This is a genomic window from Halopseudomonas sp. L-58 (assembly GCF_056859475.1).
In genome coordinates this window covers 26,553-44,864 of the sequence record NZ_JBSXON010000033.1, presented here as the reverse complement: position 1 = coordinate 44,864, position 18,312 = coordinate 26,553, and the positions used below count along the sequence as shown (strand labels likewise).

18 protein-coding genes are annotated in these 18,312 nt (G+C 59.8%); 12 read left to right on the top strand and 6 right to left on the bottom strand.

Translation table 11 applies throughout. The features are described from left to right. The first annotated feature begins 138 nt into the window (after positions 1-138). Positions 139-591 (top strand): DUF1289 domain-containing protein, encoded by a 453-nt coding sequence (locus AC13EY_RS02665; protein WP_228244918.1) that lies wholly within the window; start codon positions 139-141, stop codon positions 589-591. Positions 592-598: 7 nt separating this feature from the next. On the opposite strand, the gene AC13EY_RS02660 is transcribed toward AC13EY_RS02665, so the two are convergent. After that, entirely contained in the window at positions 599-1,459 is an 861-nt protein-coding gene (locus AC13EY_RS02660) for a universal stress protein (RefSeq protein WP_088274258.1), read from the bottom strand. A gap of 160 nt (positions 1,460-1,619) precedes the next feature. On the opposite strand from AC13EY_RS02660, the gene AC13EY_RS02655 reads away from it, so the two are divergent. The 3 genes from AC13EY_RS02655 (at position 1,620) to AC13EY_RS02645 (ending at position 4,739) form a co-directional block, all read left to right on the top strand. Continuing rightward, positions 1,620-2,219: a MiaE family protein gene (locus AC13EY_RS02655; protein ID WP_088274345.1), complete on the top strand. Its 600-nt coding sequence runs from the start codon at positions 1,620-1,622 to the stop codon at positions 2,217-2,219. A 69-nt stretch (positions 2,220-2,288) separates the two neighbouring features. Continuing rightward, positions 2,289-3,140: a substrate-binding periplasmic protein gene (locus tag AC13EY_RS02650; protein ID WP_228244917.1), complete on the top strand. Its 852-nt coding sequence runs from the start codon at positions 2,289-2,291 to the stop codon at positions 3,138-3,140. A gap of 135 nt (positions 3,141-3,275) precedes the next feature. After that, positions 3,276-4,739: an aminotransferase-like domain-containing protein gene (locus tag AC13EY_RS02645; RefSeq protein ID WP_228244916.1), complete on the top strand. Its 1,464-nt coding sequence runs from the start codon at positions 3,276-3,278 to the stop codon at positions 4,737-4,739. A 70-nt stretch (positions 4,740-4,809) separates the two neighbouring features. Here the strand turns inward: AC13EY_RS02645 and AC13EY_RS02640 are convergent, their stop codons facing one another. Then, complete coding sequence (locus AC13EY_RS02640) at positions 4,810-5,760, bottom strand: LysR family transcriptional regulator (protein ID WP_228244915.1); 951 nt, start codon at positions 5,758-5,760, stop codon at positions 4,810-4,812. A gap of 169 nt (positions 5,761-5,929) precedes the next feature. On the opposite strand from AC13EY_RS02640, the gene AC13EY_RS02635 reads away from it, so the two are divergent. Further along, positions 5,930-7,138 (top strand): acyl-CoA dehydrogenase, encoded by a 1,209-nt coding sequence (locus AC13EY_RS02635; RefSeq protein WP_088274254.1) that lies wholly within the window; start codon positions 5,930-5,932, stop codon positions 7,136-7,138. A gap of 230 nt (positions 7,139-7,368) precedes the next feature. Here AC13EY_RS02635 and infA read toward each other — a convergent pair whose 3' ends face one another. From infA to aat, 3 genes are all read right to left on the bottom strand, one after another. After that, positions 7,369-7,587 (bottom strand): translation initiation factor IF-1, encoded by a 219-nt coding sequence (infA, locus tag AC13EY_RS02630; RefSeq protein WP_080050557.1) that lies wholly within the window; start codon positions 7,585-7,587, stop codon positions 7,369-7,371. A 130-nt stretch (positions 7,588-7,717) separates the two neighbouring features. Then, positions 7,718-8,428 carry an arginyltransferase gene (locus AC13EY_RS02625; RefSeq protein WP_228244914.1) on the bottom strand — a complete coding sequence of 237 codons (711 nt, stop codon included), beginning with the start codon at positions 8,426-8,428 and terminating at the stop codon, positions 7,718-7,720. 52 nt (positions 8,429-8,480) lie between these two features. Continuing rightward, on the bottom strand, positions 8,481-9,176 hold the full coding sequence (aat, locus tag AC13EY_RS02620; protein ID WP_228244913.1) for a leucyl/phenylalanyl-tRNA--protein transferase: 696 nt from the start codon (positions 9,174-9,176) through the stop codon (positions 8,481-8,483). A 204-nt stretch (positions 9,177-9,380) separates the two neighbouring features. On the opposite strand from aat, the gene AC13EY_RS02615 reads away from it, so the two are divergent. From AC13EY_RS02615 to AC13EY_RS02585, 7 genes are all read left to right on the top strand, one after another. Beyond that, positions 9,381-11,783 carry a DNA translocase FtsK gene (locus AC13EY_RS02615; RefSeq protein WP_373315066.1) on the top strand — a complete coding sequence of 801 codons (2,403 nt, stop codon included), beginning with the start codon at positions 9,381-9,383 and terminating at the stop codon, positions 11,781-11,783. A gap of 18 nt (positions 11,784-11,801) precedes the next feature. After that, on the top strand, positions 11,802-12,443 hold the full coding sequence (lolA, locus tag AC13EY_RS02610) for an outer membrane lipoprotein periplasmic chaperone LolA (protein ID WP_088274250.1): 642 nt from the start codon (positions 11,802-11,804) through the stop codon (positions 12,441-12,443). 49 nt (positions 12,444-12,492) lie between these two features. Then, positions 12,493-13,776 (top strand): replication-associated recombination protein A, encoded by a 1,284-nt coding sequence (locus AC13EY_RS02605; protein ID WP_088274344.1) that lies wholly within the window; start codon positions 12,493-12,495, stop codon positions 13,774-13,776. Then, positions 13,769-14,140: a fluoride efflux transporter CrcB gene (gene crcB, locus AC13EY_RS02600; protein ID WP_088274249.1), complete on the top strand. Its 372-nt coding sequence runs from the start codon at positions 13,769-13,771 to the stop codon at positions 14,138-14,140. Before AC13EY_RS02605 ends, crcB begins: the two co-directional genes overlap by 8 nt. A gap of 36 nt (positions 14,141-14,176) precedes the next feature. After that, positions 14,177-15,460, top strand: a complete 1,284-nt coding sequence (gene serS / locus AC13EY_RS02595; RefSeq protein WP_228244912.1) for a serine--tRNA ligase — start codon at positions 14,177-14,179, stop codon at positions 15,458-15,460. Positions 15,461-15,541: 81 nt separating this feature from the next. Then, positions 15,542-16,969: a siroheme synthase CysG gene (gene cysG, locus AC13EY_RS02590; protein ID WP_228244911.1), complete on the top strand. Its 1,428-nt coding sequence runs from the start codon at positions 15,542-15,544 to the stop codon at positions 16,967-16,969. Positions 16,970-17,057: 88 nt separating this feature from the next. Beyond that, on the top strand, positions 17,058-17,558 hold the full coding sequence (locus AC13EY_RS02585; protein WP_228244910.1) for a thioesterase family protein: 501 nt from the start codon (positions 17,058-17,060) through the stop codon (positions 17,556-17,558). A gap of 15 nt (positions 17,559-17,573) precedes the next feature. On the opposite strand, the gene AC13EY_RS02580 is transcribed toward AC13EY_RS02585, so the two are convergent. Next, positions 17,574-18,260, bottom strand: coding sequence for a VOC family protein (locus AC13EY_RS02580; RefSeq protein WP_228244909.1), 687 nt, complete (start codon positions 18,258-18,260; stop codon positions 17,574-17,576). Positions 18,261-18,312: the final 52 nt, after the last annotated feature.

Here is an 18,312-nt window from a genome sequence, read left to right as displayed (position 1 = left end):
TAACGGCGGGCCGATTCTACAGGATGCCGAACGTAAAGTTAAGTTGCAGCGCAGCTGTATCCCCACTGAGTCAATCAGCTGTTCCGGGTAGGGCCGGTCCTTTATCATGCGCATTTTAAGCGTTGGCAACTCGAGTCTATGGCGGATCAACCTCTTTACTACGAGAAAACACCCTGTATCGGTCTGTGTTCGACGGTATACGGCGATCAGGTGTGCCGGGGCTGCAAGCGATTCAGCCATGAGATCGTGGCCTGGAATCGATACGATGTGGCGGCGCGCAAGGCGGTCTGGCTGCGACTGGAACACCTGCTTGAACAGATTGTCTGGGCGCGCCTCGAGCTGGTCTCGGCGCTTGAGTTGAGTCAGGCGCTGGAACGTTCCAGAGTGGCAGTGGATGCGGCGATGCCGCTCGGCGTCAAGGTGCAGCGTTGGCTGGCACGGGCGGGAGATCTACCGCTTCAAGCGGCTGGGCTGAGACTGCGGGACCGATGGGAAGGGCTCTCAACCCGGCAGCTCCGGGATGAGATAGATCAAACGTTTCTCGTCTTGTCGCAGGCCTATTACGACCGGCGTGTGCCGCCGGTCGCATGATGCAGGACTACTTTTCCAGCAACGCTTCCAGGTGCGCCAGAGTGTCTTCCGGCTTGAGCACCAGAATATCGCTGTCGAGCTGATCCAGCACCACTTCGGCAGTGTTGCCGATGAGCGCACCAGCCAGCCCCTTGCGGGCGATGGTGCCAATCACCGTAACGCTGGCACCCAGCTGGCCAGCAACCTGGGGGATGAGGAAGTCGGCCGGACCTTCTGCAATATGCAGGTGCGCCGAATCGATGCCGTACTGCGTTGTGTATTGGCCGGCCTTTTCCAGGTAGTCGGCGGCGATACGCTCCTTCAACTGGTAATCCGGATCTGCAGACGACAACATCGGGGCAGGGTGAGCGCTGACCAGATGCAGTTGGCCGCCGACCATCTCGGCAATGTCCGCTGCGTGACTGACGATGGTGTCGTGCAGCACGTGGTGCTGGTCGTCGTGATTACCGACATCGACCGCCGCCAGCACGTTGCCCTTCATCCAGCTGTCACCATTCTTGACCATCAGAACGGGGGCAGGGCAGTAGCGCAGAAGCTTCCAGTCATCCGGGGTCAGCAGCGCCTTGCGCAGCGGATTGTCGGGGCGGTGCTGCTTGACCACCAGATCGCAGCCCTCACGGGTAACCGCGCGACAAATGGTGTCGGTGAGGTTGTTGTGCCAGTCCTGGGTAACACTGCAGCGAATGCCCTTGGCATCCTGTTCCACTCGCAGGCGTGCCAGCAGATCGCTGTAGTCCTGGCGGTCCTCACAGACCAAAAGATGCAGTTCGCATTCAATAAAACCAGCGATGAGGCTGGCACGGGTCAGCGCAACCTGCTCCTGCTGGGATGGGTCGATAACTACTAGAATGCGTTTGACGGCTTGCATGCGGTTCTCCCTGTCTTGATTTTTTTAACGCGTTTGAACGTTGACTTAAATGTAGCCGCTTTTCACCTGGCTTGTGTTGATCCAAGTCTATTCGGGCTGCTGATAGAGTCTCTCAGCAGGTATACTGCCGGGCGTTAAGAACTGACCTGTGACGGACACCATGCTGCCCGAAGAATTGCTCGCGTTTCTGCCTTGCCGAACCCCGGATGCCTGGATCGAACAGGCACTTAACCATCCCGAAGAGCTGCTGATCGACCACGCCAACTGTGAGAAGAAGGCCGCCTCAACTGCGTTGATGCTGATGTTTCGCTACGTCGACAAACCGGATCTGCTGCAAAAAATGTCCCGACTTGCGCGTGAGGAGTTGCGCCATTTCGAGCAGGTTACCAGCATCATGAACAAGCGCGGCATCAGCTATCGAGGGCTGTCTGCCAGCCAATATGCCCAGCGTCTGCGCCAGCACGTGCGCACTACCGAGCCAGGCAGGCTGGTCGATACCCTGATTGTCGGTGCGTTTATCGAGGCGCGGTCCTGTGAACGCTTTGCCAAGCTGGCACCGCATCTGGATGAGGAGCTGGGTGATTTCTATCGTTCGCTGCTCAAGTCGGAGGCCCGCCACTATCAGGACTACCTGCGCCTGGCGAAAAACTACGCCGGCGAACCTATTGACGAACATATTGCCCGCTTTGCCGCGGTTGAGCGTGACGCCATTTTCGCTGATGATGCCGACTTTCGGTTCCACAGTGGTGTTGCAGCCTGATCACCGAACTCAGACTGCGACGAAGAGTCTGTCGTGGTACCACATCCATTTCGGAGCAAGGGAATGAGCATGTCGAGGTTGTCGAGCCTGCAGCAATTTACCCGTCTATGTGCGCTTGGCGCCGGATTGCTGATTGGCGGTGATACGCTGGCAGCAGTCGAGAACAGCTGCGAGCGCATCGTCGCTACTGGCAATCCCGACTACCCCCCACTGGTTTGGGCGCCCGAAGGTGAAAAGGCGCTGACCGGTGTCGCCATTGAAATGTTGCAACTGGCGCTCAAAGACTCGGGGATCCGTATCGAAGTACTGGACCTGGGGTCACGAGCCAAGGCGCTGGAGGCGGTCGAGGCAGGGCAGGTTGACGTGATGGCTGGTCTGTACCTGTCGCGCGAGCGATTGCAGACCCTGGATTTCGTCTACCCGGCGATCATCGATGTGCCAAGCGTCATCTTCGTCCGGCGCGGCGCGGCGTTCCCCTACAGCGGCTGGCAAGACCTTCAGGGCCGCCGCGGGGCTGCGCAGCAGGGCAGCCGTTTCGGCCTGTCCTTCGACACCTATGCAGCAGACAATCTCGCGCTGGAGCGGTTGAGTACCGGTGAGGCGGCGTTGCGCAAGCTGCTGGACGGCAAGCTCGACTATGTAGTGCTTGAGCGTTATCAGGGGCTGGCTCTGGCCCAGCAGATGGGCGTTGATGCGCAGCTCGATACCCTTGAGGGCTCCTTTATCAACGCGCCGCTTTACCTCGCGGTCTCCCACAACTCGGTATGCAATTCACCGGCTCTGCGCTCTGCACTGGCCCTGGGCATGCAGGAGCTGGCTCAGCGAAACGAGGCGGGCAGGCTGCTCGACAAGTATCGTCAGCTCTGGGCGGCCCCGTTTCGGCCGGCGACCGAAGCTGCGGACATACCTGTCGCCGAATAACCTCCGGGCCGCCTGCACACAGATGCTTGACGGCTGATCTGTACTGGTCAACTGTATTGTATCTGTAGCTTTTGCAGCGGCAGTGCTGCGAGTTAGTCTTCGCGCTCAATCACCACTCTGTCGGAGGAAGCCAGTATGACCAGTCTGCTCTATCAAAAAATTGCGCGGCAGCTGGCAGAAGACATCCAGAAGGGCGTATACCGTCCCGGCGAGCGAGTCCCCTCGGTACGCAAGCTGAGCACCCAGAAGGGTGTCAGCCACGCCACGGTGCTGCAGGCCTATGCAACCCTTGAGGATCAGGGGCTGATCCATGCTCGCCCACAATCCGGATACTACGTTCATCAGACTCCGGCACTGACCGCACCAACCCCTCAGATTGCCAGGGTTGAAGCGCCCTATGCGGTGACGCGCAGCAGCATCATTACCGAGATTCTGTCGCAGGCGCGTCGTGAAGGCGCCATTCCGCTTGGAGCGGCAGTACCGTCGAGTGAATACCTGCCACTGCGGGCGCTGCACCAGCAAATGAGCAAGGTGACGCGCTTCCACAGCCAGAAGGCCTTCAGCTACACCTTCAGTCCCGGATTTGAGCCGCTGCGGCGCCAGGTGGCCATACGCATGCGCGATGCCGGAGCGATGGTAGATCCGGCCAACGTCGTCATTACCAATGGTTGTGTGGAGGCGCTGCAACTGTCTTTGCGTGCAGTCACTCGGCCAGGCGATCTGATTGCAACCGAGTCCCCCAGTTATTACGGTCTGGTGCAGCTGTGCCAGCTACTGGACCTTAAGGTCGTCGAGATCCCTACCGACCCCGACAGCGGACTAAGTCTGGAAGCGCTGCAACGTGCTCTGGACAAGTGGCCGATCAAGGCGCTGGTGATGACCGCAAGAGCGGGCAATCCGATGGGGGCTACCATGCCGGAGGCGCGCCAGCGCAAGCTGGTGGCAATGATGGCGCAGCGTCAGCTCACTATTATTGAAGATGACATCTATGGCGAGCTGATGTTTGATCATGGCCAGTCCAAGGCACTCAAGGCTTATGACTGCTCGGACACCGTGATTTACTGCTCCAGTTTCTCCAAGACCATTTCACCCGGAGTGCGCACCGGCTGGCTGGTTACGCGGCGCTATCAGGAGGCCATTGAGCAGCTGCAGACTTTTACTACGCTGTCGGCTTGCAGTGTCAGCCAGATGGCGGTTGCGGCCTATCTTGAGAACGGCGGTTACGACCGGCACCTGAGGCATATTCGTCAGGAATATTGCAAAAACCTTAGCCAGTTCCAGCTTGCGGTCCAGCAATATTTCCCCGAGGGTACTCAGATCACCAGGCCAAAGGGTGGCTTCATTCTCTGGGTCAGCCTGCCGGGCGGCGTAGACACGCTGACGCTGTTTAACCGTGCAATGGCCCACAACATCAGCATCGCCCCGGGAGTGGTCTTTAGCAACTCCGACCAGTTCAACCACTGCCTGCGCCTGAACTGCGGCATCCCATGGAATCGGGCGACAGAGCAGGCGGTCATGACGCTTGGCGTACTGGCACGTCAGTTGATTCTTGAAACAGAACAGTCCAGAGCAGAGAGTCCAAGAAAAATAGCAATTTAAATCAAACAGTTAATGCATGTATTTAAAGTAAAAAGCCTGCATGCGCAGGCTTTTTTGGTTCTGTCTGACGCTATTGGGCAGTGGCAGCGCTGGCACTTTCACGCAGCTTTTGGTGTTCCCGGGTCAGCTTCTGCGACAGTTCGATGATCTGCTCGCGCATCCAGCGGTTGGCGGGATCCTGATCAGTGCTCTCGTGCCAGAACAGGTGGGTTTCGATGGCAGGCACATCATCGATTGGCAGCGTCGTCCAGTGAAGGTTATGTCGCTGCGCGAACCGCTCATGCACCGTCATGATCAGGTCGGTTGACTCAAGGACCAGTGGCGCCATCTGATAATGCTGCGAACGCATGACAACGCGGCGCTGAATACCCATTTTGCCCAGGGCAAGATCCACATGACCCAGGCCGTTGCGACGGCTGGAGATATGTATGTGTGACTGGGCAAGATAATCGTCCAGAGTGATCTTGTCTTTCTTGGCCAGCGGATGCCCCTTGCGCATCACGCAGACATGGCGATCTTCGAACAACTTGACGTGACGAACCTGAGTATCGGTATTCAGCGGCGCATCAATGGCAAAATCCAGTCGCCCGGCGGCCAGCTCCTTGGTGGTTTCGCGGCGCTTGATCAGGAAACTGTCAATGTTGATGTTGGGCGCAGACCGGCGAATGCGAGAGGCCAGATGCGGCAGAATGACCGCCTCGGTGAGGTCCGTCATGCTGATGCGATAGGTTTTGGTTGCCTGCTCGGGAACGAAACTGCGACTTTCCTGCACCGACACCCGCAGCAGCTGAAGGGCGTTGCGAACAGGCGTGATGATATTTTGCGCCATTGGCGTCGGCACCATGCCCTGGGCCGTGCGCACGAACAGCGGATCGTTGAAGGTCTCGCGCAATCGAGCCAGCGCGTTACTGACCGCAGGTTGAGTGATGCCGACGATCTGGCCAGCCCTTGTCAGATTGGCTTCGGTGTAGATCGCGTCAAAGACAATGAACAGATTCAGGTCGACCTTACTGAGGTTCATCGCAACTTCCTTTAGTTAAATGACTCACGTCGAGACAAGGCAGTTCAGCACAAGGGCCAAGTATATATCGCTTATGAATGTTAATACACGGCAAAAATAGGTTAGATAAATCCATTAGCGTCATCTAGCATTTTGATCGTCGATACCAAACCAACCAAAGGCAACCACTATGGATTTCGGATACTCCCCCAAGGTTAAAGAGCTGCGCGAGCGCGTAGACAGCTTCATGCAGGAGCATGTGTTCCCGGCTGAACCCATCTTTCACCAGCAGGTAGCGGAAGGCGACCGCTGGCAGCCCACTGCCATCGTTGAGGAGCTGAAAGTCAAGGCGCGCGCAGCCGGACTGTGGAACCTGTTCCTGCCGGAGTCCGACCTTGGGGCAGGCCTCACCAACCTGGAATACGCACCGCTGGCCGAACTGATGGGCCGTTCCGGCCTGGCGTCTGAAGCCTTTAACTGCAGCGCTCCCGATACCGGCAACATGGAAACCATCGTTCGCTACGGTTCCGAAGAGCACAAGGAAAAGTGGCTCAAGCCCCTGCTGGCCGGTGAGATCCGCTCCTGCTTCGGTATGACCGAGCCGGGCGTTGCTTCCTCTGATGCCACCAACATGCAAGCCAATGCGCGCCGCGAAGGTGACGAGTGGGTCATCAACGGCCGCAAATGGTGGACTTCCGGTGCTTGCGACCCGCGCTGCAAGATCATGATCTTCATGGGTCTGACCAACCCTGATGCGCCGCGTCACCAGCAGCACTCCATGATTCTGGTGCCGATGGACTCCCCCGGCCTGAAAGTAATCCGCCCATTGCCAGTGTTTGGTTACGACGATGCGCCGCACGGTCATGCCGAAGTAGTGCTGGAAAACGTCCGCGTACCATACTCCAACGTACTGCTGGGCGAGGGTCGCGGTTTCGAGATCGCTCAAGGTCGCCTCGGCCCGGGCCGCATCCACCACTGCATGCGTTCCATTGGTGCGGCAGAGCGTGCGCTCGAGCTGATGTGCAAGCGTTCCGTCGAGCGTGAAGCCTTTGGCAAGCGCCTGGCTCAACTGGGTGGCAACATCGACCTGATCGCCCAATCGCGCATCGAGATCAATCAGGCTCGCCTGCTGACCCTGAACGCCGCTTACATGATGGATACCGTAGGCAACAAGGTCGCCAAGAGCGAAATCGCTCAGATCAAGGTGGTAGCACCGAACGTTGCGCTGAACGTCATTGATCGCGCCATTCAGATGCATGGCGGTGCGGGTGTTTCAGACGACTTCCCGCTGGCTCACATGTATGCCATGCAGCGCACGCTGCGCCTGGCAGACGGTCCGGACGAAGTTCACCGTGCAGCGATCGGCAAACTGGAAGTCGGCAAGTACATGCCGCGCTAAGCTTCCGGCTGTTAAAAAACCCGCTCTCGCAGCGGGTTTTTTAATGTCGGCTGATGCCTCACGGGGCACTATGGCGAATTGACCTGCTTGAGTCGGAAGCCGGTCGGGCATCGGGGTCTGATTTGGCGGGCGCAACAACGCACACCCGATTTGCTCGGATGAGACAGAGTCTGGGTGGCGTTGCGATCAGCCGGGCGAGGGCAGGGAGGCCCGGCAGGGGACTGCGACTATCAGCGGGCGCGGTAGGTAATGCGACCTTTGGTCAGGTCGTAGGGGGTCAGTTCAACGCGTACCTTGTCGCCAGTCAGGATGCGAATATAGTTCTTGCGCATCTTGCCTGAAATGTGGGCAGTCACGACATGGCCGTTTTCCAGTTCAACGCGGAACATGGTGTTCGGCAGGGTGTCGATGATGGTGCCTTCCATTTCAATGCTGTCTTCTTTTGCCATTAAGCAACGACCTCTCGGGGTGGATTCTGGGTGGGCTATTGGTTGGTTACCCACAAAAAAGGTGGCCAATTGTGCCTGAAAACCGCACTTGAGCCAAGTTTGGCTGGATATTTTTACTGTTTATGTCGTTTCAGGTCAGGCGAACCCATTGCTGATTCACCAGCATCTCGAGTGGTCGGTACTCGGTTTTATAGTTCATCTTTCGGCAATTTCGGATCCAGTAGCCGAGATAAACCGCTGCGAGCCCTTGTCGGCGAGTCTCCTCGACCTGCCAGAGGATGGCATAACGGCCGAGACTGCGACGGGTTTCATCCGGCTCAAAGAAGGTGTAGACGGCCGATAATCCGTTATTCAGTTGATCGGTAACCGCTACGGCCAGCAAGCGATCCTCTTGATCCCGGAACGCATAGAAGCGGCAGAACTCCCAATTCTTGGCAAGAAAGGAGGCGAACTGATCCTTACTGGGGGGATACATGTCGCCATCTGCATGACGCGCGCAAATGTAGCGCTCGTATAGCGCGTAGATCTCGTCGGTCAGCTCAGGCTTGAGCTCGAATACCTGCAAGTCACGATTTCGCTTGAGTATTCGCTTCTGGGCCGAGGTGGGAGTGAAGGTATCGACAGGAATACGCGCAGGAATGCAGGCGTTGCAGTCCTTGCAATGCGGACGATAGAGATGATCGCCGCTGCGCCGAAACCCGAGATCAGAGAGCTGGCTGTAGGTTTCCAGGTTGATCGGCTGCTGCGGATCAAGGAACAAGGTCGTCGCCCGCTGATCCGGCAGATAGCTGCAAGGATGAGGGTGCGTGGCGTAAAACTTGAGTTGCGACAGGTCGGTCATGGGGTCTTCCCGGACAGCACTGGCCCGAGTATACGGCGAGCCTTGCGCGGGTTCAAAGCGCGTGCTGTCGCCATGCGTCTGCTGCATCTGGAGGGCACAGCCTTGCCAGCTCATGCAAAAAGGCTGCTCGCGGCATGCTTTCGGCCCCCAGACTGAACAGGTGGTCCGTTGGCATCTGACAGTCGATCAACTCAAAGCCCCATTGCCCGAGTTGTTCAACCAGCGTTATGAACCCCAGCTTGGACGCATTGCTCGCTCGGCTGAACATGGATTCACCAAAAAACACCTTGCCCAGCGCAACGCCATACAGGCCACCAACCAAAAGGCCGTCCTGCCAGACTTCTACCGAGTGGGCGATGCCCGCACGATGCAGATCGATGTAGGCCTGCTGCATCTGCGGGGTGATCCAGGTGCCGTCGGCGTAGTGCCGGGGCTCCGCGCAGGCGCGAATGACGGAGGAGAAGTCCTGGTCGAGGGTGACCCGCATACGCTGCTGGCGGATCAGCTTGCGCATGCTGCGCGAGACATGCAGGCCGTTCGGCCACAGAACCGTTCTGGGATCAGGGCACCACCACAGGATCGGCTGGCCAGGGGCGTACCACGGGAAGATTCCATGCCGGTAGGCGGTGATCAGGCGTGGAACCGATAAATCGCCGCCGGCAGCCAGCAACCCGTTTGGTTCTTCCATCGCATGATCGGCAGACGGAAAGGCAAGGTCCTTTGCAGTTAACCAGGTCAGGTGCGCCATACGTGCTCCAGGTCCGCTTCAGTAATTCAAATGGTTTATCAGATTCGGGTTATAAGCTATTGTCCTGAATGAATAAAGCAGTACGCCGGGGCGGAACATTCAGAGCGCCTGACTGTCTGCTGTCCGATCAATGTGCCACGCGGTTATGAAATCGGCCTGATCAAGCCTTACAATATCCGCCTGAATCCAAATGGAAGCGTTGTTTTGAAGGAAACTGCAGCCCAGAAAATGTCGATGCCGTGGCGTGAGCAGCTGGCGTTGCGCCTGCGTGAGGGCGCCTTGCTGGCCATGATAGCCCTGTGCCTCTACCTGTGCATGGCGTTGTTTACCTTCGAGCCCAGCGATCCGGGCTGGACCCGCAGCAGCGGCAGTGCCGACGTACAGAATGCAGGGGGCGCCATGGGGGCCTGGATCGCCGACGTGCTGTTGCTGTCGCTCGGCTACCTGGCATTTCTGTTCCCGCTCATCGTCGCAGTAAAGGTGTACCAGATGTTCCGTCGGCGCCATGAGCCCATGATCTGGAACGGCTGGCTGTTTTCCTGGCGGCTGATCGGCTTTGTGCTGACGCTGTTTGCCGGTACGGCGCTGGCAGCGCTGCATGGCTCTCCGGGTGCCCACTTCCCCGAAGGCGCAGGCGCGGGAGGTGTGTTGGGCCAACTGTTGCGCGACCTGACTTACCCTGCGCTCAACATGCAGGGCAGCACCTTGCTGTATCTGACCCTGTTTCTGTTCGGGCTGACCGTTTTCACCAACCTGTCGTGGCTGCGGGTGATGGATATTACCGGGCGGCTTACGCTGGACCTGTTTGATCTGCTCAAGCGCGCCTGGGCCGGGTGGCGGGGCCGACGCGCGGTATCGTCTGTTGCGGTTGCTCCGGCGCGCGAGCCGCGCCCGGCACCCGGACCGCGCAAGGAGCCCTCATTCAGCGCGGAGGAACAGAAACGGGCGGACGCATCACGTGCTCAGCGCCAGGAAGCGCTGGCCAGGCATGTGGCGGCGCAGGAAAACCGCACTCCGCCGGAAATTGTCCCGCTGGATACCAAGCCGGTGGAGGCCAGCGTTCGCACCCAGAAGGAAAAACAGGTCCGCCTGTTTACCGACACAGCCGCCCCGGACTCATTGCCGCCCATTTCGCTGCTGGACCCGGCCAGCAAGAAAACCAAGGGCTTCTCTGCAGAGTCGCTGGAAGGGATGTCTCGCCTGCTTGAGATCAAGCTCAAGGACTTTGGCGTCGACGCGCAGGTTGAGAAGGTACAACCCGGACCGGTCATTACCCGGTTTGAAATTCAGCCTGCCCCGGGCGTGAAGGTCAGCAAGATTTCCAACCTGGCCAAGGATCTGGCTCGCTCGCTTGCCGTCATCAGTGTGCGTGTGGTTGAGGTCATTCCGGGCAAGACCACGGTGGGTATCGAGATTCCCAACGAGGATCGCGAGATCGTTCGCTTGTCCGAAGTGCTGGAAACCCGCGAGTTCGACGAAGCCCAGTCCCCGGTCACCCTGGCCCTTGGGCACGATATCGGCGGTCATCCGGTGATGGCGGACCTTGCCAAAATGCCCCACCTGCTGGTCGCAGGTACCACGGGCTCAGGTAAATCGGTTGGCGTTAACGCCATGCTGCTGAGCATCCTGTTCAAGGCCACGCCCTCGGAAGTGCGTCTGATCATGGTTGACCCAAAGATGCTCGAGCTGTCCATCTACGAGGGGATTCCGCACCTGCTGGCACCGGTCGTGACCGATATGAAGGAGGCCTCCAACGCGCTGCGCTGGTGTGTCGCCGAGATGGAGCGTCGCTACAAGCTGATGGCCGCAATGGGCGTGCGCAACCTGGCCGGGTTCAACCGCAAGGTTAAAGACGCGGCCAAGGCTGGCACACCGCTGACCGATCCGCTGTATCGCCGCGAAAGCATGGATGACCTGCCGCCGGAACTTGAGGCGCTGCCGGTGATCGTAGTGGTAATCGACGAATTTGCCGACATGATGATGATCGTCGGCAAGAAGGTCGAGGAACTGATTGCGCGTATTGCTCAAAAGGCGCGCGCTGCCGGCATTCACCTGATTCTGGCAACGCAGCGCCCATCGGTGGACGTGATCACCGGCCTTATCAAGGCAAATATTCCGACCCGTATGGCCTTCCAGGTATCCAGCAAGATCGACTCGCGCACCATCCTGGATCAGGGTGGGGCAGAGCAACTGCTGGGGCACGGTGACATGCTTTACATGCCGCCCGGTACCAGCCTGCCGGTGCGGGTACACGGCGCCTTTGTCTCCGATGATGAGGTCCACCGCCTGGTCGACGCCTGGAAGCAGCGCGGCGAGCCGGATTACATCCAGGACATTCTGGACGGTGCCGACGACTCCGCAACCAGCGGCAGCTATGATGGCGGCAGCGGCGGCGACGACAGCGAGGAGGACGCGCTGTACGACGAAGCCGTGCGCTTCGTCACCGAAAGCCGTCGGGCGTCCATCTCGGCAGTACAGCGCAAGCTCAAGATTGGCTATAACCGCGCCGCGCGCATGATCGAAGCCATGGAAATGGCCGGCGTGGTTACCTCAATGAATACCAATGGCTCGCGCGAGGTCATCGCACCGCCGCCGATCCGCGACTGAGTGGAGAAACGCATTATCATGTTGAATATTCTGTCTGGCTGGCGTTGGCTGGGGCTGTGTGCGGCGCTGCTCGGTACGCCGGTACTGGCGCAGGACGCTGCAGACGCGGCAGCGCAGCGCCTGAACGAGCTGCTCTCGGCAGCCAATACCCTGACCGCCAACTTTTCCCAGATGACGCTCAGCTCCAACGGCTCCAATTTGCAGGAAACCAGCGGCCAGGTCACCCTGCAGCGTCCCGGCAAGTTCCGCTGGCATACCGATCCGCCGCTGGAGCAGGTGCTGGTCTCCGACGGCCAACAGGTTTGGCTGTATGACCCTGACCTGATGCAGGTCACTATCCAGAAGCTGGATCAGCGCCTGACCCACACGCCGGCACTGCTGCTGTCTGGCGATGTCAGCACCCTCACGGACAATTTCAGCATCCGCTGGACTCAGGGTGGCAGCGTGGATGACTTTGTGCTGACGCCCAAGGCCAGTGACACCATGTTCGAGACTCTGAGGCTGTCTTTCCGTGACGGACTGATCAACGACATGCAGCTCAATGACCCGATCGGCCAGCGCACCAATATCCTGTTCCAGAACGTTGTGCTGAATGCACCGGTAGCCGGATCACAGTTCACCTTCGAGGTACCGGACGGAGTCGACGTCATCAGTGAATAACCGCGGCCTGTTTGCGCCGCCGGCGCCGCGCGAGCCGCTGGCAGCGCGAATGCGTCCGCGCACGCTCGATGAATACGCTGGCCAGGAGCATCTGCTCGGGGCCGGTCGACCGCTGCGCACCGCGCTTGAGCAGGGCGCTCTGCACTCGATGATCTTCTGGGGCCCGCCGGGCGTCGGCAAAACGACCCTGGCGCGGCTGATCGCCACCGTGAGTGACGCCCACTTTGAAACCCTGTCTGCCGTACTGGCCGGGGTAAAGGACATTCGCCAGGCGGTGGACATTGCCCGCCAGAACTACGCCGCCAATGGCCGCCGCACTATCCTGTTTGTCGATGAGGTCCATCGTTTCAACAAGGCCCAGCAGGACGCCTTTCTGCCGTATGTCGAAGACGGTACGCTGTTGTTTATTGGCGCCACCACGGAAAACCCCTCCTTTGAACTGAACAACGCGCTGCTGTCCCGTGCCCGGGTGTATGTGCTCAAGGGGCTTGATGAAGACGCGCTGGGTGGTCTGCTTGATCGCGCCCTGACAGACAGCGAGCGTGGGCTCGGCGCACTGCAACTGCAATTGGCGCCGCAGGCCCGGCAGCTGCTGCTCGATGCATCCGATGGAGACGCCCGCCGATTGCTGAACCTGCTGGAGATCGCTGCCGATCTGGTGGAGCAGGGCGGCGTGATTGAAGCCGATCTGCTTGGCGAGTTGCTGAGTGATACCCGCCGCCGTTTCGACAAGGGCGGCGAAGCCTTTTATGATCAGATTTCCGCGCTGCACAAGTCGGTGCGAGGCTCCAATCCGGATGCCGCTCTGTACTGGTTCGCGCGTATGCTCGATGGCGGCTGTGATCCCCTGTATATCGCCCGTCGCGTCGTACGCATGGCCAGCGAGGACATTGGCAACGCCGACCCCCGCGCATTGACGCTGTGCCTCAACGCCTGGGATGTCCAGGAACGCCTTGGCAGCCCGGAAGGCGAGCTGGCGGTGGCCCAGGCCATCACCTATCTGGCTTGTGCGCCGAAGAGCAACGCAGTGTATAACGCATTCAACACCGCCATGCGTGATGTTGCCGGCCAGGGGTCGCTGGACGTGCCGATGCATTTACGTAATGCGCCGACCAAGCTGATGAAAGACCTGGGTTACAACGAGGGCTATCGCTACGCCCACGACGAGCCCGAAGCCTATGCCGCCGGTGAAGACTATTTCCCCGAGGCGCTTGAGCCTCGCCGCTATTACCAGCCGGTCCCGCGCGGACTTGAACTGAAAATCGCCCAGAAGCTGCAGCACTTGCGATCACTGGATGCGGCGAGCAGCAGGCAACGGAGGAAGGATGATTAAGCTGTATCTGGCTGTCATGCTGGGCGGCTCGCTGGGAGCGGCGGCACGTTATGGTGTGGCGCAGTGGTCAGCTGCCCACTGGCCCAAGTTGTTCCCGTTACCGACCTTGATCGTGAATCTGCTCGGATGCCTGCTGATCGGTGTACTATACGGCCTTTGGCTGGATCGCCCGGACCTGTCCCCCATGCTGCGCCAAACGCTGGTAGTGGGGTTCCTTGGTGCCTTTACCACCTTCTCGACCTTCTCGCTGGATACCCTCCGGATGCTGGAGAACGGTGAAGGTCTGCTGGCTCTGGCTTACATTCTGCTCAGTGTGTGCGTTGGTTTGTTCGCCACCTGGGCCGGCCTGTCGCTCGCGCGCTGACCGGCTGCCACCTGAAACTGTTGAAGATGATGACCCATGCTTGACGCAAAACTCGTTCGTACCCAACCGCAACTGCTCGCCGAGCGCCTTGCCACCCGCGGCTATGAGCTGGACCTCGCTCAGCTCGAGGCGCTGGAGTCCCGGCGCAAGGACGTTCAGACCCGCACCGAAAGTCTGCAGGCCGAACGCAACAGTCGCTCCAAGTCGATCGGGCAGGCCAAGGCGCGTGGCGAAGATATTCAGCCGCTGCTGGCTGACGTCGACCGCATGGGCAACGAGTTGGCTCAAGCCAAACAGGAGCTCGAGGCAATCCAGGTCGAGCTGGACGCCATGCTGCTGAGCATGCCCAACCTGCCGGCCGAGACAGTCCCGGTAGGCAAGGATGAAAACGAGAATGTCGAAGTGCGCCGCTGGGGGACGCCGCGTGCATTCGACTTCGAGGCCAAGGACCACGTCGCACTGGGCGAGCAGCACGGCTACCTGGATTTTGAAACGGCCGCCAAATTGTCTGGTGCCCGCTTTGCCCTGATGCGCGGCCCGATTGCCCGTCTGCACCGCGCGCTGGCCCAGTTCATGCTGGATCTGCATGTTAACGAGCATGGTTACGAAGAGGCCTACACGCCGTATCTGGTGCAGGCCGAAGCCCTGCAAGGCACCGGTCAGCTGCCCAAGTTCGAAGAAGACCTGTTCAAGATCAAGCGCGGTGAAGACCAGCGCGACCTGTACCTGATCCCGACTGCCGAGGTCTCGCTGACCAATATCGTCAGCCAGAGCATCGTTGCCGCCGAGGAGCTGCCGATCAGGCTGACCGCACACACCCCCTGTTTCCGCAGTGAGGCCGGTTCCGCCGGTCGCGATACCCGCGGCATGATTCGTCAGCATCAGTTCGACAAGGTCGAGATGGTGCAGATCGTTCGCCCTGAAGACTCTGCTGCCGCGCTGGAAGAGCTCACAGGTCACGCTGAAGACGTACTCAAGCGTCTGGAGCTGCCGTACCGCACCATGGCCCTGTGCACAGGCGACATGGGCTTCAGCGCCCAGCAGACTTACGATCTTGAGGTATGGATTCCGAGTCAGGGCAAGTATCGCGAGATCTCCTCCTGCTCCAACTGTGGTGATTTCCAGGCCCGTCGCATGCAGGCGCGCTGGCGCAATCCGGAAACCGGCAAGCCGGAACTGGTGCATACCCTTAATGGCTCGGGGCTTGCGGTGGGCCGCACCCTGGTGGCCGTGCTGGAAAACTACCAGCAGGCAGATGGCAGCATTGAAGTGCCGCAGGCCCTGCGCAGCTACATGGGCGGACTGGAGCGCATCGGCTAAGCCGACGACTCCAGCCTCACCAACAGCGGGAGCCAATGGCTCCCGCTTTGCCTTTTAATGATGTATGCCGAGGAAGCGAGCATGGAATTCCTGCCCCTGTTTCATAATCTGACCGGCCGCCGCGTGCTGGTTGTTGGCGGTGGCGAAATTGCCCTGCGCAAGGCTCGCTTGCTCAGCGAAGCGGGTGCTGCGCTGTATGTGGTGGCGCCCGAGGTCGAGCCGGCGCTGCGCGAGCTGGTTGCCGGCAGCAATGGCTCGATACGTGAGGGTGGCTATCAGCCATCGGATCTGGACGCAGCCGTGCTGGCAATTGCCGCGACGGATGACGAAGCACTCAACGCGCGGGTGTCGGCAGATGCTCAGGCGCTGCGTATTCCGGTCAACGCAGTGGATGCCCCGCACCTGTGCACCGTCATCTTCCCGGCAATCGTCGACCGCTCGCCGCTGCTGATTGCGATCTCCAGCGGCAGTCACGCTCCTGTGCTGGCTCGCTTGTCCCGCGCCCGAATCGAGACTCTGTTCCCCGCTGCCTACGGTCGACTGGCCCAGTTGGCCAAACGCTTCCGCCAGCAGGTCAAGGAGGCATTGCCGACCATCAACCAGCGCCGCGCGTTTTGGGAAAACATCTTCCAGGGCGAGGTGGCAGAGCGCGTGTTTGCCGGGCAGGACGACGAGGCCGCGCAACTGCTGGAGGCCGAGCTGAGCGGTCAGCAGGGACAGGTGTATCGTGGCGAGGTATATCTGGTCGGCGCCGGCCCGGGCGACCCGGACCTGCTGACGTTCCGCGCTCTGCGGCTGATGCAGCAAGCCGACGTGGTACTGCATGATCGCCTGGTAGCGCCGGCCATCATTGATCTGTGTCGTCGTGATGCCGACCGTATCTATGTCGGCAAGGCGCGCAGCGATCACGCTGTGCCGCAGGAAGAGATCAATCAGTTGCTGGTGCGGCTGGCGAAGGAGGGCAAGCGCGTGCTGCGCCTCAAGGGCGGTGATCCGTTCATCTTCGGCCGCGGCGGCGAGGAGATCGAGGAGCTGGCAGCCCATGGCGTGCCATTCCAGGTCGTGCCGGGCATCACCGCAGCCAATGGCTGCTCGGCCTATGCCGGTATTCCGCTGACCCATCGCGATTACGCCCAGTCGGTGCGCTTCGTCACCGGACACCTGAAAGATGGCACCACCAATCTGCCCTGGAGTGAGCTGGTAGCCACTGGCCAGACGCTGGTGTTCTATATGGGGCTGGTCGGCCTGCCGGATATCTGCAGCCAGCTGATTGCCCATGGCCGCAGCGCCCAGACGCCCATCGCACTGGTTCAGCAGGGCACCACGAGCAATCAGAAGGTCCTGATCGGCACCCTGGCCGATATGCCTGAACGGGTTGCAGGCGAAACGATCAAGCCACCAACGCTGCTGATAGTCGGCGAAGTGGTATCGCTGCACGACAAGCTTAAATGGTTCAGGGCCGATGCATTGCCACCGGTGCAGGGTGTGCTGGGTACGGAACAAGGCTAAAACGCCAAATGCCGGACAGGCGCTGACGCCGCTCTGGCGTCGGGTAAGCAATTAGGGCAGGGTTTACCCTCTGTTTCAGGAGTACATCATGACCGATTCTGCCAACCTTACCCCGTCCGAAGACCTGGAAGCCGACGCGCTGCCGGAAGAGCTGTCCCAGGCCGTTTACGGCTTCTTCAATCGGATTCCGTTCAATCGCCTGCTTGGAATCGAAATTGACGAAGTGCGACGCGACTGCGTAGCGATGAGTCTGGCGATGCGACCAGATCTGGTCGGCAACTTTACCCAGGGTATCCTCCACGGTGGAGCCATTTCCTCATTGATCGATGTCTGTGGCGGCGCCATGGCGCTGATCGGAGCCTTTGATCGTCACGCCCACCTCACTGTCCAGGAACGAATGGTGCGCCTGTCGAAGCTGGGCACTATCGACTTGCGTGTCGATTATCTGCGTCCGGGGCGCGGAAAACAGTTTGTTTGTACCTCAACCCTGTTGCGCTCGGGCAATAAGGTCGGGGTGGTACGCTCGGAGTTGCATGCCGACGACGGTACCCTGATTGCCGTCGGCACCGGCACCTATCTTTGCGGGTAACAGCCAGGACGTGGCTCAGGCGACCGGCTTGCCGGTCACCGAAGCGCGCTCCGACAGTTCAATCCAGACCCCGTCCGGGTCGCGGATAAAGGCAATACGTGCGGTGCTGCCAAGGGTCACCGGTTCACGGGCTCCACTGGCACCATTAGCCAAAGCCCGCGCGTAGGCGAGATCACAGTCAAACACCTGCAGGGTCAGGTAGCGCAGTCCAAGCGCGGCAAGCGCCGGTTGATCGTCCGACGCGGGCGTATCTCCCTGTTCAAGCAGAATCCGTGCATCTGCGCAGCGAAGCATACCCGGGGCAAGCAGATCGCAGCCCAGCACGTCGGTGTAAAACCGTTGACTGCGATCAAGCTCAGCTACCCGCAGGCGCACTGCCAGCCCGGTAATGCCGTCGGTTCCGGCAGGCAGCAACGTGATGCGGTTGCCATCCGGGTCCTGCAGCGCGCGCTTTTGTGTCAGCCCGTCAATGCCAACCAGTATTTCGATGATGGGCATGGCAGCGGGTGAGGGCAGAGGGTCTCGTGCGTCATTAAGTTTCAATACCGCTTCACCAGCAGAGTAGCGGTGCTGAAGAATGCCACCACCCAGTTTCAGCGTATGGTCAAAGGGCAAGCCAACCTGCTCGCTCCAGAAGCGCTGCTGTGCATCGCGCTGATTGGTAAACAGACCGACATCAAAAAAGGCTTTGGCCAGACTCACGTCATTCTCCTTGGCAGACACGGGTGCCAACCCTAGCTCGCATCCCTTCCGG

What these genes read in the sequence shown, in the direction of transcription:
- infA (WP_080050557.1), bottom strand. Translation starts at nt 7,587, where the DNA reads ATGGCAAAAGAAGACAGCATTGAAATGGAAGGCACCATCATCGACACC.
- AC13EY_RS02585 (WP_228244910.1), top strand. Translation starts at nt 17,058, where the DNA reads ATGACCGATTCTGCCAACCTTACCCCGTCCGAAGACCTGGAAGCCGAC.
- AC13EY_RS02660 (WP_088274258.1), bottom strand. Translation starts at nt 1,459, where the DNA reads ATGCAAGCCGTCAAACGCATTCTAGTAGTTATCGACCCATCCCAGCAG.
- AC13EY_RS02605 (WP_088274344.1), top strand. Translation starts at nt 12,493, where the DNA reads ATGCGTCCGCGCACGCTCGATGAATACGCTGGCCAGGAGCATCTGCTC.
- aat (WP_228244913.1), bottom strand. Translation starts at nt 9,176, where the DNA reads ATGGCGCACCTGACCTGGTTAACTGCAAAGGACCTTGCCTTTCCGTCT.
- AC13EY_RS02635 (WP_088274254.1), top strand. Translation starts at nt 5,930, where the DNA reads ATGGATTTCGGATACTCCCCCAAGGTTAAAGAGCTGCGCGAGCGCGTA.
- crcB (WP_088274249.1), top strand. Translation starts at nt 13,769, where the DNA reads ATGATTAAGCTGTATCTGGCTGTCATGCTGGGCGGCTCGCTGGGAGCG.
- AC13EY_RS02625 (WP_228244914.1), bottom strand. Translation starts at nt 8,428, where the DNA reads ATGACCGACCTGTCGCAACTCAAGTTTTACGCCACGCACCCTCATCCT.
- AC13EY_RS02650 (WP_228244917.1), top strand. Translation starts at nt 2,289, where the DNA reads ATGTCGAGGTTGTCGAGCCTGCAGCAATTTACCCGTCTATGTGCGCTT.
- AC13EY_RS02665 (WP_228244918.1), top strand. Translation starts at nt 139, where the DNA reads ATGGCGGATCAACCTCTTTACTACGAGAAAACACCCTGTATCGGTCTG.
- AC13EY_RS02640 (WP_228244915.1), bottom strand. Translation starts at nt 5,760, where the DNA reads ATGAACCTCAGTAAGGTCGACCTGAATCTGTTCATTGTCTTTGACGCG.
- cysG (WP_228244911.1), top strand. Translation starts at nt 15,542, where the DNA reads ATGGAATTCCTGCCCCTGTTTCATAATCTGACCGGCCGCCGCGTGCTG.
- AC13EY_RS02655 (WP_088274345.1), top strand. Translation starts at nt 1,620, where the DNA reads ATGCTGCCCGAAGAATTGCTCGCGTTTCTGCCTTGCCGAACCCCGGAT.
- AC13EY_RS02645 (WP_228244916.1), top strand. Translation starts at nt 3,276, where the DNA reads ATGACCAGTCTGCTCTATCAAAAAATTGCGCGGCAGCTGGCAGAAGAC.
- lolA (WP_088274250.1), top strand. Translation starts at nt 11,802, where the DNA reads ATGTTGAATATTCTGTCTGGCTGGCGTTGGCTGGGGCTGTGTGCGGCG.
- serS (WP_228244912.1), top strand. Translation starts at nt 14,177, where the DNA reads ATGCTTGACGCAAAACTCGTTCGTACCCAACCGCAACTGCTCGCCGAG.